This is a genomic window from Thermodesulfobacteriota bacterium (assembly GCA_035325995.1).
Lineage (GTDB): Bacteria > Desulfobacterota_D > UBA1144 > Nemesobacterales > UBA2774 > JADLGH01.
Map to the genome: position 1 here is coordinate 27,637 of DAOKYU010000006.1, position 17,138 is coordinate 44,774.

Annotated in this window: 17 protein-coding genes; 9 read left to right on the forward strand and 8 right to left on the reverse strand. The window is 59.1% G+C overall.

Going from position 1 to position 17,138, the window contains the following annotated elements; translation table 11 throughout:
- Positions 1-10 precede the first annotated feature (10 nt).
- The 3 genes from PKC29_09280 to PKC29_09290 are packed head-to-tail and all read right to left on the reverse strand — an operon-like array spanning position 11 to position 3,935.
- Entirely contained in the window at positions 11-820 is an 810-nt protein-coding gene (locus tag PKC29_09280; GenBank protein ID HML95605.1) for a DUF4292 domain-containing protein, read from the reverse strand.
- Positions 817-2,610 carry a tetratricopeptide repeat protein gene (locus tag PKC29_09285; GenBank protein ID HML95606.1) on the reverse strand — a complete coding sequence of 598 codons (1,794 nt, stop codon included), beginning with the start codon at positions 2,608-2,610 and terminating at the stop codon, positions 817-819. The genes PKC29_09280 and PKC29_09285 overlap by 4 nt, the downstream gene beginning before the upstream one ends.
- A complete protein-coding gene (locus PKC29_09290; protein HML95607.1) occupies positions 2,607-3,935 on the reverse strand; it encodes a transglutaminase domain-containing protein in 1,329 nt (442 codons plus the stop codon). Before PKC29_09290 ends, PKC29_09285 begins: the two co-directional genes overlap by 4 nt.
- A 208-nt stretch (positions 3,936-4,143) precedes the next feature.
- Here PKC29_09290 and PKC29_09295 point away from each other — a divergent pair, with 208 nt between their 5' ends.
- The 4 genes from PKC29_09295 (at position 4,144) to mqnC (ending at position 6,899) form a co-directional block, all read left to right on the forward strand.
- Positions 4,144-4,512 (forward strand): metalloregulator ArsR/SmtB family transcription factor, encoded by a 369-nt coding sequence (locus tag PKC29_09295; GenBank protein ID HML95608.1) that lies wholly within the window; start codon positions 4,144-4,146, stop codon positions 4,510-4,512.
- The gene (locus tag PKC29_09300) at positions 4,509-4,961 is read left to right on the forward strand and encodes an arsenate reductase ArsC (GenBank protein ID HML95609.1); all 453 of its coding nucleotides are present in this window, start codon (positions 4,509-4,511) and stop codon (positions 4,959-4,961) included. The genes PKC29_09295 and PKC29_09300 overlap by 4 nt, the downstream gene beginning before the upstream one ends.
- Before the next feature lie 72 nt (positions 4,962-5,033).
- Complete coding sequence (locus PKC29_09305; GenBank protein HML95610.1) at positions 5,034-5,702, forward strand: aquaporin; 669 nt, start codon at positions 5,034-5,036, stop codon at positions 5,700-5,702.
- Between the two features lie 129 nt (positions 5,703-5,831).
- A complete protein-coding gene (gene mqnC / locus PKC29_09310) occupies positions 5,832-6,899 on the forward strand; it encodes a cyclic dehypoxanthinyl futalosine synthase (GenBank protein HML95611.1) in 1,068 nt (355 codons plus the stop codon).
- Between the two features lie 164 nt (positions 6,900-7,063).
- Here the strand turns inward: mqnC and PKC29_09315 are convergent, their stop codons facing one another.
- From PKC29_09315 to PKC29_09330, 4 genes are all read right to left on the reverse strand, one after another.
- A complete protein-coding gene (locus PKC29_09315; protein HML95612.1) occupies positions 7,064-7,468 on the reverse strand; it encodes a hypothetical protein in 405 nt (134 codons plus the stop codon).
- A 36-nt stretch (positions 7,469-7,504) separates the two neighbouring features.
- On the reverse strand, positions 7,505-9,547 hold the full coding sequence (locus PKC29_09320) for a hypothetical protein (GenBank protein ID HML95613.1): 2,043 nt from the start codon (positions 9,545-9,547) through the stop codon (positions 7,505-7,507).
- 116 nt (positions 9,548-9,663) lie between these two features.
- Entirely contained in the window at positions 9,664-11,166 is a 1,503-nt protein-coding gene (gene glgA / locus PKC29_09325; protein HML95614.1) for a glycogen synthase GlgA, read from the reverse strand.
- A gap of 36 nt (positions 11,167-11,202) precedes the next feature.
- Positions 11,203-11,832 carry a bifunctional 4-hydroxy-2-oxoglutarate aldolase/2-dehydro-3-deoxy-phosphogluconate aldolase gene (locus PKC29_09330; protein ID HML95615.1) on the reverse strand — a complete coding sequence of 210 codons (630 nt, stop codon included), beginning with the start codon at positions 11,830-11,832 and terminating at the stop codon, positions 11,203-11,205.
- Positions 11,833-11,984: 152 nt separating this feature from the next.
- Between PKC29_09330 and PKC29_09335 the strand changes: the two genes are divergently transcribed.
- The 3 genes from PKC29_09335 (at position 11,985) to PKC29_09345 (ending at position 14,253) form a co-directional block, all read left to right on the forward strand.
- Positions 11,985-12,434, forward strand: a complete 450-nt coding sequence (locus tag PKC29_09335; GenBank protein HML95616.1) for a Fur family transcriptional regulator — start codon at positions 11,985-11,987, stop codon at positions 12,432-12,434.
- A 216-nt stretch (positions 12,435-12,650) separates the two neighbouring features.
- Positions 12,651-13,469, forward strand: coding sequence for an ATP-binding cassette domain-containing protein (locus PKC29_09340; protein ID HML95617.1), 819 nt, complete (start codon positions 12,651-12,653; stop codon positions 13,467-13,469).
- The gene (locus PKC29_09345) at positions 13,426-14,253 is read left to right on the forward strand and encodes an ABC transporter permease (GenBank protein ID HML95618.1); all 828 of its coding nucleotides are present in this window, start codon (positions 13,426-13,428) and stop codon (positions 14,251-14,253) included. Before PKC29_09340 ends, PKC29_09345 begins: the two co-directional genes overlap by 44 nt.
- A 6-nt stretch (positions 14,254-14,259) precedes the next feature.
- Here PKC29_09345 and PKC29_09350 read toward each other — a convergent pair whose 3' ends face one another.
- Positions 14,260-14,484, reverse strand: a complete 225-nt coding sequence (locus tag PKC29_09350) for a hypothetical protein (protein HML95619.1) — start codon at positions 14,482-14,484, stop codon at positions 14,260-14,262.
- 250 nt (positions 14,485-14,734) lie between these two features.
- Between PKC29_09350 and PKC29_09355 the strand changes: the two genes are divergently transcribed.
- Positions 14,735-15,616, forward strand: a complete 882-nt coding sequence (locus tag PKC29_09355) for an IPTL-CTERM sorting domain-containing protein (protein ID HML95620.1) — start codon at positions 14,735-14,737, stop codon at positions 15,614-15,616.
- Between the two features lie 172 nt (positions 15,617-15,788).
- Positions 15,789-17,099 carry a hypothetical protein gene (locus PKC29_09360; protein HML95621.1) on the forward strand — a complete coding sequence of 437 codons (1,311 nt, stop codon included), beginning with the start codon at positions 15,789-15,791 and terminating at the stop codon, positions 17,097-17,099.
- Positions 17,100-17,138 lie beyond the last annotated feature (39 nt).

Consider the following 17,138-nt stretch of genomic DNA (forward strand, 5'->3'; position numbering starts at 1 on the left):
GTCTCTCGTTTTAATTATAATTTTGAGCGCGTATATTTGCAATCGCCGCCGCGGACGCAGCCGGGCGGAAGAGCGAGGAATCGACGGGAACGTTCACCTCGACGCCGTCCTCGTAGACGAGCGTTATGGATAGCCCCTTCGATTCGAACTCTATCCTCCGGGCGAAATAATGCCCCGCGATAAGGCCGTCGAAATACTCGTAGGAGACAGAAGCCTTTCTCCCCCCTTCGAGCGAGAACTCGGCTTTGCGGGCCTTGAAGGTGGACGGATCGAGCCATACGATATCATCTCCGCCGCCGGCGCCGCCGGGATACGTCAGCTTGAGAAGCGCGCCGTCGGTGCTCATGCCGGGCGTTCTCCCGGACGAGAACACGTCGTACGGGAGCCTCCCGAGAACGAGGCTCGTGAGGCTTTCGGCGGTTACGGAGAGGTCGAGCCCGGGATAGATGTCGGCGAGGTTGAACTCTTCCCCGCCTTCGTAAACCTCGCGGGCCGAGGAGGAGATTATATATATCTTCTCGCCGTCAGAGGATATAAACCCAACGGTGCTGCCGAAGGGATTGAGCGCTTCGAGTCTTATCCTGTCGGGTTCGTTCGCCACCGTGACCTGTGTGTAGGAGATCTTCTCACCGGGCGCCGAGATGCTCACCCGGGCCAGGCCCTTGACGGATTTTACGCTGCTGTCGAGGAGCGCGGCCTTTGAGGCAGCCTCGCCGGCCGTCATCTCACCCGGGCCCGCGGTCGGCGCCTTCGGCGCGCAGGATGCGGCCGTCACCAGCAGGAGAGCTCCGAGAACGAGGGTGCGCGGTTCGAGAATCACAGCTCGCTTCTTATCCTCTGGACCTGGGTGATGCGCTCTATTTTTTCCATGAGCCTCGCGCGGAGCTCGGTATCGTCGTCGTCCGGCGATTCTTCCTCGGATATGATATCGAGGCCCCGGCGGTAATAGGCCAGTGCGGTATCGTCGTCGCCCGCGGCGGAGTAGGCGTCGCCAAGGTGCTCGTATATGGACGGGTCGCCGGGCTGCCTTTCGGCGGCTTCCCTCAAGACGGTTATAGCCTCGTCGTACCTGCCTTTTTTATAGTAGACCCACCCAAGGCTGTCGAGTATGTATCCCTTGTCGGGCGACAGGGAGAGGGCTTTCTTAACCAGCGCCTCGGCCTCGTCGAGGTTCTCGCCGCGCTCGGCGTAGGTATACCCGACGAAGTTAAGGGCGTCGGCGTGCTCGGGGTTTATCCCGATGAGCTCCTTCATGGTTTCGATCGACTTTTCCTGCTCGTCGAGGAGGTAGTACGTGACCCCGAGCGAGTAGTATATGGTTTCGCTTTCCGGGTTTGCTTCGAGGAACTTTTTGTAAAGCCCGACGGCGTCCTCGTCGCGCCCGAGCTTTCTGTAAACGCTTCCCAGGTAATTGACTATGATTTCGTTTTGCGGCTCGCGCCGGTAGGCCTGCTCCATTATGGCGAGCGATTCGGAGAGCGAGCCCTGTTTTTCGTAGATGTAGGCCTTCTGGACGAGGCTAGCGTCGTAGAATTCCGATTCGGGGCCGAGGGCGTCCAGGAGCTGAACCGCGGATTCGTAGTTGCCCGTCTCGACGTATGCGAGGGCGAGGTAGTACTTGGCCCTTTCGTCGTTCGGGTTGCCGAGGAGTATTAGCCTGAACTCTTCTATCGCTTTTTCGAAGTCGCGGCTTTCTATATAAAGGAGGCCGAGACGGAGTTTCAAATCCGGGTTGTGATAGTCGAGTGTCTCCGCCTTTTCGAACTGCTCGCGGGCGTCCTCGACGCGGTTAACGCGGAAGAGGAAGTTGCCGTAGCGGACGTAGGACTCGAGGCTGTTCGGGTAAAGCACGATGACGTCCCTGTATATGTCTTCGGATTCCTTTATCCTCCCCTGCTGCTCGTATACGACGGCAAGCTCGACGAGGGCCGAGCCGAAGCTCGGGTTGATTTCGAGGGCTTTCTTGTAGCTCGCCTCGGCGCCGGCGTAGTCGCCCTTTTCGTAAAGGAGCCGCCCGAGGAAGAAATACCCCTTTTCGCTGTCGGGGTAGAGCTCGGTGATTTTCTCGAATTTGGCCTCTGCGGAGTCGAGGTTCCCGGCCTCCGTGTCCATTATGGCCAGGAACAGAAGCGACTCGGCGTCGTTCGGGTCGAGCTCGACCGCTTTATTGAGTATATCGACGGATTTTTCCTTGAGAGCCGGGTCCCGGGAGGAGGCGTACACCCTCCCGAGGAGCGTGTAGGAAGGCGCGAAACCGGGGCCGACTTCTATTGATTCTTCGAGCTTCGTAAGAGCGTCGGTCATCCTGCCCTCGGATATGTACATGAGTGCGAGGTTGTATTTAAGGTAGGCCGATTCCGGGTCGGCGAGCTCGGCGTATTCGAGCTCGCGGAGCGAGTCGGCGTTACGGCCGTCGAGATAAAGCATCCGCGAGAGCGAGAAGTGGTAGTAGGCGTCGTTCCTGGACGGCTCTTCCGAGACGAACGGAGCCTCGGGATTCATCGGGTCTATCGTCTTCGCCGATTTAGGGGCGCAGGCTGTGAGCGCGGCCAGCGGCAGGAAAAGCGCCAGCGCCGCCGTCAGAAGCTTTTTTCCGGTTCTTTCGTTCATCGGGACGCTTCCAGAATACTGAGGTTAATTTTACCCACGGCTTTCATTATTCGGGAGGTATCGCTTAAATTTCCCTCTATGAGCTTGATGTGCGTGGCGTCGGCCGGCATCTGGCCGAAAGCCGAATCGACGGCCACCCACTTGCCCACGTAGACTTCGTTCCACGCATGATAGTAGAACCTGCCGTCGATGTATATTGTACCTGACACCGCCTTCGTGGGAATCCCCGCGGCGCGGGCCAGGGCGGCGTAGAGGGCCGAGTGCTCGTTGCAGTCGCCGGAGCGTGTTTTCAGCACGTCGAGGGCGTTGGGCACGCTGGCCGTTCCCTCCTTTTTTATATTGCGGAAGACCCAGTCGTTTATGAGCGCGGCCGCCTTTGCGGCGTCCTTCTCGCTCCCGGTGATCTCCGCGGCGGCCGCCGCGATTTCGGGGGCGCTGCTGTCCACGAGCGGGCCGGGCTTCATGTATTCGTCGAGGCCGCCTTTGTACGGGGTTTCGTAAGAGCCGTTCCCGTCGGGCCCTTCGGCTTTTATTTCTATCGTATCGCCGTTCGTAAACTGCCTGTAGCCGTCGGCGAGCTTAAAGCCGCCGTCCCGGGGGAGGCCGGAAATCTCGGCCTTGAGGTACGTCGTCCCGCGCGGGTCGTCGAGCGTGACGTTCGAAGGTATGGAGGTCAGGTCCGTGATGTCGAATATATCGAGACCGCCTGCGCCTGCGCCCTCGGCGTCTTTATACGCCGTGAGGCCGGGGGGCATCTCCTGCTTTACGACAAGGCCCGAATCGGTGAGCCAGGAGGTTATCTCCATGCCGGAGACGTCGGAGACGATTTTCCACGCATCGTATCTCCCGAGCCCGGGGACCTCGACCTTCTCCCTCCCCTTTACCCTGTGTATCGTCAGGAGCGCGTTCTCGTCCCCGCCCGTCACTATCGTAAGCGGGTCCATGACAGGGACTTTATATTCCGCCCCGGGCTTCATATCCCGGGAAGAAAGCCATTCGGGGAGGAGGGCCGCGGGGATCGGGGAAGAAGAGGTTTTGAAGAAGAGCTCGCTTCCACCCGAAACGGAATCAGTCTTTATCCTGAATCCGCCCTCCGCCTTTTCGCCCGTGAGCTTCATACCGCCCGAGGGGGAATCGAACTCGTATTCGAAGGACTTCACCTCGCCGCCCGCGAGGTGATACGTCCCCACGGTGCTCACGTCCTGGACCTTATCGAGGAGCTTTATCCTGATGGAGGTCTTCTCGAAGACCTCGGAGGAGCCGCCTTCCTTTTTAATCGTATATACGGAGGAGCCGACTCTCCGGCCGCCGGAGTAAATCGACATCGTTTGGGTATCGTGCGCGGCTTCAGCCCCGGAGGCGATATTCCAGAAGGGAAGAGAACAAAGAGCGAGGAGCGAGAGCGCTGTGCGTAAGGACATTCGAACTAATAATTTACACACCCGGGGCCGCTCTCTCAACATATTTATCCTCCGCTTCGGGGAATGTTGCATGGACCCTTGCCGGGCCACATATTTCGAGTATTCTAGTAACATGGAAACATTACTCGATAAGAACGAAACGGTCGGACATTTTGCCGATATGATGTCGGCGATGGGAAACGAGCAGAGGCTCCGTATCGTGAGGCTCCTCCTGCAGTCGCACCCGGAGGGGATGGTGGCGGGGGATATCCAGACCGGGCTGGGGATACCCGGCTCGACGCTGTCGCACCACCTGGAGAAGCTCAGGACCGCAGGCGTCGTGACCGTAAGGCGCGAGGGGACTTACCTGAGATACATGGTGAACTGCCCCGGTATGGAGGGGCTGCTAAGGTTCTTGTTCGTCGAATGCTGCACCGGCAGCGGGGCCGTCGATCCCGAGTGCTGCTTCGTACCCGTAAAACGAAAGGAGGCCGGTAAATGATCAAGCAAAAGGTTCTATTCATATGCATTCACAACTCGGCGCGGAGCCAGATGGCCGAGGAGCTTTTACGGAGGATGGCCGGGGACAGGTTCGACGTCGCGAGCGCCGGGCTCGAGCCGGGTGTTATAAACCCGCTCGTCGTTAAGGCGCTTTCGGAGGAAGGCATCGACATTTCCGGCAAGGAGACGGTGTCCGCGCTCGACCTTCTCAAGGAGGGGAAATTCTTCACATACGTCGTAACCGTATGCGACGAGGCGTCCGCCGAATCGTGCCCCATATTCCCCGGGACCAGGGAGAGGCTTCACTGGGGCTTTCCCGACCCTTCGACGTTCACCGGAAGCGACGAGGAAAAGCTGGAGAGGATAAGAGAAATCCGGGACGCCATAAAGGAGAAGATCTCCGGCTGGCTTTCGGAGTCAGGCGCCGGGGAGAGGCTGAGGGCCGTATGACCTTACGCGGGAGAGCTACAGCCCGCCGGGTTTTATAGAATTGCGCTGCATTCCCGTTTCGCGGAGGATTCCTTGAAATATAATCTCAGGCTCTGTTTCGCCGAGGCGCTGGGGACTTTTATGCTCGTCTTCGCCGAGACGGGGGCCATGATAGTGAACGACCTCTACGGCGGAATGGTCACCCACGTGGGCGTCGCCGTCGTGTGGGGGCTCGTGGTTATGACGGTCGTATACGCCTTCGGCGACGTGTCCGGGGCTCACGTGAACCCCGCCGTCACCGTAGGGTTCTGGCTGGCCCGCCGCTTTCCGGGACGGCGCGTCGCGCCTTACATCGGGAGCCAGTGCCTTGGGGCCGTTCTGGCAAGCCTCGTACTGGGCCTGCTATTTGCGGACGGCTCCGGGCTCGGGAGGACCATGCCCTCGGGGTCTTCGGTGCAGTCGTTCGCTGTCGAAACCGTGCTCACGTTCTATCTCATGTTCGTGATCCTGAGCGTCGCTACGGGGAGCAAGGAGAAGGGAGTGATGGCCGGCTGCGCCATAGGGGCGGTAGTCGGGCTCGCGGCGCTCTTCGCCGGGCCTGTGTCCGGGGGGTCGATGAACCCGGCGCGGTCGCTGGCCCCTGCCCTGGTGTCGATGAGGCCCGGGTATCTATGGATATACGTCACCGCGCCGTTTATCGGGTCGTCCCTGGCAGTGGCCGCGTTTTGCCTTGTCCGCGCTGTCCGCCCGCTGGAAGGATGAGCCGTTCCGGGACTTCCCGCCGTTTTTGTCAGTAGATACCGCGATTACTCGTAAACGTCCGTAAACAGTCTTTAAAAAGCGATTGACAGAAAGACGCGTTTAAGGTTCACTAAACAGGATATGGACGCGATGGATATATTCGGAAAGGTGTTTGACGGGGAGCGCGTAACACGCGACGAAGGACTTTACCTTCTCAAAAACGCCGACACCATACAGATGGGCTCCGTGGCCGATTCCGTGAGGCGGAGGCACCACCCCGAGGGGCTCGTAACGTTCGTCGCCGACACCAACCCGAATTACACCAACGTCTGCGATACCGAGTGCCTTTTCTGTGCGTTCTGGCGCCCGGCAGGGGCCAGCGACGCCTACACCCACAGCGTTGACAAGATGATAGAGACGATGCGGACCGCATACCACAACGGGGCCACGACCGTCCTCCTCCAGGGGGGGCACAACAAGGAAATCACTCTCGATTATTACCTCGATATAATAAGAAGGACGCGCGAGGAGATACCCGGCCTTCACCTCCACGCATTTTCAGCGCCGGAGATAACGGCCATAGCGAAGTACTCGGACCTTACCACGGAGGAAGTATTGAGTCGCTTCTGGGACGCCGGCCTCCGGACTATCCCCGGCGGCGGCGCGGAAGTGCTTTCGAACCGCGTCCGGAAGAAGATAAGCCCGCTCAAGATCGACGCCGACCAGTGGATGAAGGTTACGCGCGAGGCGCACCTCCAGGGTTTCAAAACGACGGCGACGATGATGTTCGGGCACTTCGAGCAGGACGAGGACATATTGGAGCACCTCGATAGAGTGAGGGAGCTCCAGGACGAGACGGGGAACTTCCTCGCCTTTATTCCCTGGACGTTCAAGCCCAAGAACACATTCCTCGAAAGGAAGCTCCCGAACGAGGTAAGCGGCGACAGGTATCTTCGCGTGCTCGCGCTTTCGAGGATTTACCTCGACAACTTCGTTCACATCCAGGGGTCGTGGTTCACGCAGGGGAACAAGATGGGCACGCTCTCGATGCACTACGGCGCGAGCGACCTCGGCGGAACGCTGTTCGACGAGAACGTCCTCTGCTGCGCCGAGAACAAGCTCCGCTCCACCGTGGACGACCTCGTCCACATGATAAGGTCATCGGGATTCGTCCCCGCCCGGAGGGACACCTACTACCAGGTCGTGCAGCGTTACTGAAGCGCCCTGGAATTGCCTTCTCGCGGCGTCTGCCTGCCTGCAAAGTTTAGAGAATTTTGAGAATTCGAAGGAAAGGATAAATCCACTCTGACCCTCCTTTACAAAGGAGGGAATTCAAAAGCAAAGATCACATCGGAAGGTACGTTTTAGTCGCCCGGAAGGCTTTACGGGCCTTTGAGTGCGGTTGTAGCCAGTATTTTCCACGCGTTCCCCGTAAACGAGACGAGGCATTCGAGCGCGGGGTAGCCGGAGAGCATGAGGTCGAAGAACTCGCGGGCCGAGCTCGTGTGGACGGGGGTCGATAAGAAGAGCCCTGCGCCGCCGTCCTCGAGCCCCGCGCATTCGCAGGGGGAGAGGTCGAAGTCCACGCCGACGCCGGGGATGGTATCCGTGCCGGGGTCGAACCCGGAGACCGAGATATTCCCCTCGTCGTCCGCGAGCGAGATACGAATGCCTATCACTGCCCGCCCCGATTCGAGGAGGAGCGACGCGGCCTTCTCGTCTATGTCGGCGATATGTATAACTTCGGATTCGGAGCCGGCGTTCACTGCGGATATTCTATCAGACACCGAAGCTGAATTCACCCTTCCCGTGAGCCTGCCGTGCTAGCGTCCCCTGATGGAAGACCTGTTGAAGGACAACCCGCCGCCATTGTTCCCGCCGCCGAAGCTGCGGCTCGGGGCGCTCCTCACGGAGCCGCCCGACGGACGGGAGCTTCCCCTGTTGTAGCTCGGCCTCGAGCCGGAGCCGCCGCTGCTGCGGACGTTGCCCTGCGAAGGCTGACGGTAGCTCCGGGGCTGGACGCTCTGCCTGCCCTGGCCGGGCCCGCCGCCCCTGTCGTAGCCCTGACGCGGGGCCGAGGAATCGATATTCCTGACCGGCGACGGGGCCGACCGCCTTTCGGGCGCTCTCATATTCCCTTGCCTGTTCACGGACGGGGCGCTCCCCTGCTTTCCCTGGGGTATGGCTTTCATGCTCGGTGTGTAGCCTTGCCGGTGGTTGACCGATGGCCTGCCCGCATCGGGGGAGTAATTCCGGGGCATCGTCATGTTCCGGGGGCCGCTGCCCTGCCTGTCGGGCTGGGGCCTTACCGTCGAAGGGCGGTTCATCGTCGGGGCGTTGCCCCGCGGGCCGTTCATCGAAGGCTGGTAGTTCCGTGGACCGTTCATAGACCGGCCGGACGGGCCGTTCATGCCCGGGTTCGAAAGCGCTTCCTGGCGCGGGCCGTAATTCGGCGTGCGGTCGAGGGACTGGCGGTTCATCCCAGGCCCGGAATTCTGCGGCCTGTTCATTGCCGGGGCGTTGCCGCGGGGGCCGCCGGAATCGAGGTTGCCCCTTTCGGGACGCATCGGGCCGTTGTCCGGGGCCAGGCCGTTCGGAGACATGCCGGGCCTGCCGCCGCCGTTCCTAATCGAGCCGAGCCGCCCGTCTTCACCCTGGCCGTTCGCTGGGCCGTTCCTTCTTATGACGCCGTGCTCGCTCGGGCTCGTGTTGCCGTAAAGGGAGTTTGCGTCGACCGGGTTCCTGACGCCGCTCGCGGGGCTGTTTCCATCCCCCGTGCCGGGCCTGAGATTCCGGCCGGGATTCGCACCGTTGTCGAGAGAAGCGCGGTCCGTGCCGGCGCCGTTATTTATATTCCTGCCGTTACGGCCGGGGTTGTGAACGGCGTCGGCCGAGAACGGATTCTCGCCGTCCTTTCTTTCTATGCTCGGCCTGTAGACCGCGAACTTGCCGTTTTCGGCGACGGAAGCGCCGCGCGCGTTACGGTTCCTTACGGTCGTGAGGTCCGAATCGACGAGGCTTACGCGCTCTATCCTGGCCCCTCCGGAATTTTCCAGGACGCTCCTGTCGGGGCCGAGGTTACGCACCCTGCCGTTATCGACCTGTATGTTGGTCACGTTCCTGGTGTTCCGGTTCGTGACGAGGTCGCGGTTTTTGTCAATGTCGACTGCGACGAGCTTGGAGTTCTTGTTCCCGAATTTATCCTCGGGAACGAAGACGCAGTGGTCGCCCGGCGCGTAGTAATCGTTGTCGTAGTAGTGCCCTTTATCGTGATGGCGGTACTTGTTGCCGTGGTGTTTTCCGTGCTTGTGGCCGCCGTAATAGTCGTAGTCGTAATAGTTGAAGCTGAAATAGTTGCCGCCGTAGCCGTAGCCGGGGTAGTACCCGTAACCGCCGCCGTAGTAGCCTCCACCGTAATAACCCCCGCCTCCGAAGCCGAGGCCTATCTCGAGGAAGAAGTTATTGTCGGGCGGGAGCGGCGACCATCCGACGTATCCCGGGGTCTGGTACCACGAAACCCACGCGGGCGCCCACGTCGTGCCCGGCACCCATAACCACCCGTAGTAAGGGTCCATCACCCATCTGCCGTAGTGGTATGTCGCCCAGCCCCAGGGCTCGTAGGAAGACCACGTCCATCCGAGATCGGACCATACCCATTGGCCGTCCATGTAGGGACGCCAGCCCGCACCCACCCCCGCGGGCGCCCATGCGTACCCGTAGTCCATCGGGACCCAGTTGCCGTACGGGGCAAGTGAGCTGTAGAAGAGATTGAAGCTTACGGCGGTGTTCGCGCGGGCCTTTTCGTCCGCCGCGAACCCTGTGAAAAGTGCAAATGCCAGAGCTAATACTGCCAGCTTTTTTTTCATGTTCTGTTACCTCTCGCCTGTAAATACAACACTACCATATTAAACCGGCGAGAAGTACAAAATGTTTCAAGCTCGATTCCGGGGCCGCGGCGTGTGTGCGGACGGCCGAAAAATATCTAGTGTTTCGCGCCGTATACGGCGGGCTTCCGCTCCATGACTTCCTTGTATAGGCCGAGGTATTTCTTGCCCGAGGCCTTCCAGGAAAAGTCCTCTCTCATAGCCCTCGTCTGGAGCTTCCTCCAGGCGGCCTTGTCCTCGTAGGCCGTTATCGCGCGGAGGAGCGCGTCGAGCATGCTGACCGTGGAGAATTCGTAGAAGATGAAACCGTTGCCGCCCGCCGGGTTTTCGGTGTAGTCGCGGACCGTGTCGAGGAGCCCGCCCGTGCCCCTGACGACGGGGACCGTGCCGTAGCGGAGCGCGATTATCTGCCCGAGGCCGCAGGGCTCGAAGCGCGACGGGACCAGGAACATGTCGGAGCCGGCATAGACCTTCCTTTCGAGCGAGGTATTGTCGACGGCTATCGTGACGGAGAGGTTCTTGCCGAATCTCTTCCCGGCCCGCACGACGGCCTGCTCGTACTTTTCGTCGCCGGCGCCTACTATGACTATCTGGTAGCCGAGATCTATTATCTGCGGGACGGATTCCAGGAGGAGGTCGGCGCCCTTCTGCTCCGTAAGCTTGGAGACGACGCCCAGGACGGGCTTGTCGATGGAGGCGTCGAGGCCGAATTCCTCTCTCAGCTTTTCGCGGTTGACCGGTTTTTGAGCGAGACTCTGGGTGCCGTAGTTCTTGTAGATATAGCGGTCCGTTTCGGGGTCCCACTCGTCGTAGTCGATTCCGTTCAGTATGCCGATAAGGTTGTCCTGCTTACGGGACACCCACTTTAGAACGGCGTCGAGGCCGTAGGCGTATTCCTTCTTCCGGATCTCCTCGGCGTACGTAGGGCTCACGGTCGTGACGACGTCCGAATAGAGTATTCCGCCCTTAAGGAGATTCGCCTTCCCGTAGAACTCGAGGCCCTGCGAGGTGAAGAGGAATTCCGGGAGGCCGAACTTGTCGAGTATCGTCCTGTCGTACTGCCCCTGGAACGAGATGTTGTGTATCGTGAAGACGACGCGCGTGTCCTTGAAGAACTCGTCGTCGCGGAGGTGCTTGCGCCACCTGAGGCATATCGGAAGAAGCGCCGTCTGCCAGTCGTGGCAGTGTATGATTTCGGGTTTGAAACCGAGGGACTTTGCGGCTTCGAGCGCGGCGAGGGAGAGGAACCCGAACCTGAGATCGTTGTCCTCGTAGTCGGCGGCGGGCGTCGAGTAGATGTACTTCCTGGCGTAAAAATCGTCCTGCTCGACGAGATAAACCGTCACGCCGCTCAGCTTTATTTCCTTCACGACTCCCCTCACCGGGAGCCAGTCGATGCATACGACGAGGTCTTTTACGGCGTCCTTCGGCTTTATGCCGGCGGTGGAGAGCCAGGTCTTCACGCGGGAGTAATAGGGGAGGACGACCCTTACGTCGGCCCCCTGTGCGGCGAGCCTTTTGGGGAGGGTGCCTATGACGTCGGCGAGCCCGCCCACCCTTGCGAGGGGCTCCATCTCAGAGGCGACGAAGAGGATGTTCATGCGTAACTCCCGGATTAATATTAACCCTTGAAAGCGTCAGGCCCGATCGATTTCTTCGAGCTTCCCGGCGAACAGGCGCGCGTTGGACGTTATCGTTTCGGGGTCGATGACGCCCCCCTTGCCCGTGAGCGCCGTCGACAGCCCGACGGCCGACGCCCCGGCGGCAAGGAAATCCGCCAGGTTGTCCAGCCCTACCCCGCCAGTCGTCATTATATCTATCTGCGGCAGCGGCTCTTTCATCGCCCTGACGTAAGACGGCCCGCCGACGGCGCTTACCGGGAATATCTTCACCATGTCTGCGCCGAGCTTCCACGCCCTTACGATTTCGGACGACGTGAACGCGCCCTGGATGACGGCCATGCCGTTTGCCCTGGCGAAACCTATCAGCGCCTCGTTCGTGTGAGGCGAGACGAGGAACCGGGCCCCGGCGTCGCGCGCCTTTTCGGCCATTTCCATGTCGAGGACTGTGCCTGCACCGACGAGGACGCCTTCCCTCTCCGCGAGGCGTCCGATCACGCCTTCGGCCCCGGGGAAGGAGAACGTGACCTCTATAAGCCTGAGGCCGCCCGCGATACAGGCCTCGGCGAAAGAGAGCGCGAGCGCTTCATTCTCCGCACGGACAACGGATATGACCTTGTGTTTTTTGATGAATTCGAGCGGATTCACAGCATTAACTTACAGACGTGGAGGACTTGTTTCAAGTCCGACCTTACCGCAAAGTCATCTTTATTGATAATGATTACTATTTTCTAAACAGTATCATCAGGCTATGGATATTCGAATCCGGTTAGGGTAAAATCTAGTGAGGTGTGAAGCACATGAGCGATATTACCAGCGAAATGATAAAGGACAGGATAAGCGAGTTTATCGACCGGAGCAAGAATCTCGGCCTCAAGGTGACCCCGCAGAGGATAGCCATATACAAGGAGCTCGCCTCGACGGACCAGCACCCGAGCACGGAAACCATATACAAGAAGATAAAGGACTATTATCCGAATATTTCGCTGACGACCGTTTACAGGACGCTCGAGACCTTCGAGAAGCTCGGGCTGATTTCGGTCGTTAACGTCCTCTATAACGCCGCACGGTACGATGCCAACCTCGAGCCGCATAACCACATCGTATGCACCGAGTGCAAGAGGGTCGAGGACGTCTACGACGATTCTTTCACTACGCTCGACATATCCGACAAAACACTCGGCGACTACCAGATAAAGGGCTACTCGGTTCTCCTGAACGGTATCTGCAAGGACTGCAGGGACAATTAAGGCTTCTTAAAATCCCTTCCAAAACAGAAAGGACGAGGCGCTGGATGCGCGGCGGAAGGGCCACGCCGCCGGGGCGGCCTTAGCTATGCGGGTTTTTCGAGACGAAAGCCGTGCTTTCTTCCCGGAGTGCGGTAATTTCAGTAGCAATCGGCGCACTCACCCTGCATCCTTTTAATAAGATTTTTACTCTGTATCGATAGAAGGTTAAAAACGAACATGGGAAAAAACGGGACAGAGCCCGCGCTGGAAGTTGAAGAACTGGAGAAGACTTTCGGAACGTTCACGGCCGTAGACCGCGTGTCGTTCGCCGTCGATAAGGGCGAGGTCTTCGCCTTGATCGGCCCTAACGGCGCGGGCAAGAGCACGATAATTAAGATGCTGACGACTCTCCTTCCGCCCACGTCGGGAACGGCCCGGGTGGCGGGGCACGACGTCGTCCGGCAGCCGACCGAGGTGAGAAGGAGCATCGGCTACATACCGCAGCTCGTGTCCTCGGACGGGGCGCTCACCGCGAGGGAGAATCTGCTGCTTTCGGCCAGGCTCTACGGCGTGCCGCGCGCCGAACAGGAGGAGCGCATACGGGAGGCGCTAGACTTCATGGGGCTCGGGCAATTCTCCGACCGTCTCGTGAGCAGCTATTCGGGCGGCATGATACGGAGGCTCGAGATAGCGCAGAGCATGCTCCACCATCCGTCCGTGATATTCATGGACGAGCCCACGGTGGGCCTCGACCCGGTCGCCAGGAAGGCAGTCTGGGACCACGTGCGCGAGCTCAAGGAAAAATACAGGATGACAATAATCCTGACGACACACTACATGGACGAGGTGGAGGAGCTCTGCGACAGGATGGCGCTCATTCAGCACGGGCGGATAGTGGCCATCGACACGCCGCACAGGCTTAAGGAAGGCGTCGGCGAGGGGGCGACTCTCGACGACGTTTTCGCAAAATACATGAGCTCGTTCGAAGAAAATTCCGAGGGAGGAAATTATAGTGAAGTACGTCGTAACCGCAGATCTATCGCATCCCGCGGCTAGGCTGACGAGGGCCGTCACGGACTATGTGATGCAGGTGTACGGGGTTTTGTGCGCCGAGCTCCAGAAGATAAGGCACGATCCTATAGAGCTTTTCACGAGGGCGGTGCAGCCGCTCTTGTGGCTGCTCCTCTTCGGCGTCGTCATGCTGAAGGTAAAGGGGCTGGCCCCGGCCGGGATGAGCTATCTCGATTACCTGTCGGCCGGGATACTGGCGCAGAGCGTGCTCTTCGTAGCAATATTTTTCGGCATATCAGCCATATGGGACAGGGACCTCGGAATCCTCCACAGGATGCTCGTGAGCCCCGCGCCAAGGACCGCCATAGTGATAGGGAAGGCCCTCGCGGCGAGCTTCAGGGGGATGCTCCAGGGGGGAGTGGTTTACGTCGTCGCCGGGCTCATGGGGGCGGACCTCAACCTGTCGCCGCTGAATATCCTCGGCGTCATGGCGCTCATAGGTTTCGGGTGCGGCCTCTTCGCGACCCTGTCGCTCACCATCGCGTGCATCGTGAAATCGAGGGAGAGGTTCATGGGCATAGGGCAGCTCATAACCATGCCCGTCTTCTTCGCGAGTAACGCGATTTATCCGATAGCGCTCATGCCGGATTGGCTGAAGACGATATCGACGTTTAACCCGCTGACGTACCAGGTGGACGCTCTCAGGGCGCTCATGATAAACGGGGCGCATTCGCAGTTCAGCATATTCCACGACTTCGCGATACTGTTCATCATCACGGCGGCGCTGGTGATCCTCGCCAGCAGGCTTTACAGCAGGATGGTGGCGTGAGGGAATCTACGATTTCGCCGCATAGTCTTCCCTCACATACCTGCTTATAAAAGTGCTTAGGCCTTTGCCCTCTTCGGCGAGCTTTTTCATGCGCTCGATATTGAATTTGCCGGTGACGATGTAGTTGTATAGATAGACGTCGCCGCTGCGGAACTTTACCTTTATATAATCCTCGCCGATTTCGTAGGCCATGACTCCCGAGTTGCCGGAGAGATTTTTGTAATGCTCCATACGTGCCCCGTTCGCCCCTACCCTGCCTGCAACCAACCGGTCGATTGAGCCGGGTCTCCGTTCATGCCGTCAACACACTAGAAATATTACCTTACGAGACGACCTTTACCGGATGCTTGGGCCCGGCGCCCGGATTGTCCGCGGCAGATTGTCTGCACCCATTTTTTTAGAGTCGCAGAAACAGCTTGCGTTTCGTTATTTGTTGTAATAATATCAGTCCTATGTAATTGCATCTTTAATGGAGGACAGGATGAGAAATCCGAGGATGGGTTTTCTAACGACAATAGGTTTTGCCATGGTTCTGTATATTCTTCTCGCCGCCGGTTCTGCAAAAGCTCAGGTATTCGCGGACGGTCTCGTAGGACTTTCGAGCGGCAACCCCGGGGTAGTCTATCGCATAAACGAATCCACAGGCGCGGCGATTCCGATTGTGACGCTGGACAGTGCCTGGAGCCTCGTCGGTCTGGCTTACCTGGGACAAACTCTTTACGGCACGGATTTCGAATGCCAGTCGCCAATTTGTGATAACTATGCGGTAGCCTCCATCTCGCCGAACGGCAGTACGAACATTATCAGCGACCAGAACGATTCGTCTAACTGGTGGGCCCTGGCCGCGGACGAAACGGCGAACGTTATGTACTCGATCGACATAAACAATTCGTACATCCTGATGGCGCAGTTTCCGGACGGTACGACTCAGCAAATCGGTACGGGAACGGGCATATCCGGGGCAGGAATGGCTTACGACGATACGAACGGCATTCTGTATGCAGTCGACGGTGCTTCACTCTATACCGTCTCGGTGACGGACGGCACTTCAACGCTTATAGGCCCTACCGGCGTTGCCGAGGGGAACCGGTTCGGGCTCGAATACGACGAGTGCAACCAGATTTTATATATGAACGACGGTGAGGTCGGGCTTCTCTATACTGTCAATGTGGGTACCGGCGCAGCGACGCTTATAGGATCCAATGGCCTCGTAGGGATCGACGGACTTGCGTGGAAGGGGAGCTGCGAGCCGCCCGGCCCGAAACCGATACCGACGATGTCGGAATGGGGGCTGATGATCATGGCAGTATTCATAGGCATCGCGGGGATACTGACCTACAGGAAAAGAAGACTCACAGCCTGAGCTATGAACCATAAAGATCGAAAAAGGGGAGCTTCGGCTCCCCTTTTTTGTTTGGATGAACAACGGTCGTGTGAACGGTTTCCATTATCCTGGAAGTAAACGCCTGGCGCGGCATTCCAAAATACCCCTCAATCGTGTAAATCTATATTAAAACCGAATTCCGGAGGTTCGCATGTCTATTCCAGAGGGGCTGGAGAAAGCGCTTAATTTCGGATTCATGGACGCGATATTCACGAGGCGGTCAAGGCGGTTCGGCCTCGGGATGGAGATTAAAGAAGGGACGCTCGCGCACAAGTCGCGCCACGAGCCCGTGCCGCTGACGGAGCTGGAGGAGGCGTTCCTCATATGGGCCGGGACGGGGATGACGGGCCTCTCGCTCGGCGACCTGCCGCGGACGGGTATCTCGTGGCTCTTCCAGTGGACGGGCCGGAGCTGGCCGTGCTCGTGTAACTCGCATTCGACGGAGCTCTTCTACACGAACGACAGCGGCGTCTACATGGTGAAGCTCCACGACGCCATGCCGGGCCCGGGTGAGACGTCGATATTCCACGGTAAGTCCGAGGAAGAAAAGCTGGAGAAGGTCCTCTCGCTTTTCAGGAAGAACCTGCTTAAGCTCGGGGACGGGCGCGCCGATCTCCCGAAGGGCGAGCCGGGGCTCTTCGACTTCAACGCCTGGAACTGCAACAAGCCGGGGACGACGTTCTTCGTGCCCGTGACGAACACGACCGTCGAGTACATGGTGCTTCTTTTCATCTACTTCGGCGCCAAGTACGGGTTCAACATAACCGACGAGCTGAACGGCGGGAGGTCGTGCGGGCTCGACAAGTGGATAGAGAAGGGATACATAAGGAAGGACGTCGAGCTCTCGCTGTTCGACCTGGAGCTCAGGGTTTTGACGACGCTCAACGTCGAGCAGGCGTTCATATGCCAGAACATGAACCTGGCGCTGCAGACGCTCGGCCTCGGGGGATGGGCTTTCACGGGGCTCCTGCCGCATTACGCCCTCGGCGTGCACCCGGACTACAAGGGGCTCGGGTTCAGGTTCACCCACCCCGAAAAGACCGTCCGGAGCGCAAAGCCGCCCGTGCCCGTCGGGAGGGACGGCGTCTTCGAGGCGCTGTGCCCGCCGTACGTAGGCGACATGCGCGAGGCAGTGGACAGGTTCCTCGCCATGCGGGGGCGGTTCTGGGAGGAGGAGAACCCATACCCTTACCTCGACCCGGGCGGCATACTCGAAGACGAGTACCACCCGAGCGAAGTCAGGATAGAGATCGTGAAGGATTTTTGCCAGTACGTCTACGAGAATTACGGAAGGTTCCCCGCGTTTTTAGACCCGATGTTCACGAGGCTCGTTTTCCAGGCGCACCACCTGGACCTCGAATTCTACGACAAGCACTATGCCGAGGGGGCTTACACCGAGATGCACAAAAACCACTTTAAGCTCTGGCATCCGGATATGGAGGACCCGTTCGGGGGTAAGTAAGGGACTGTCTGCCCGAGCGTACACCTTTTGCGTTCGAGG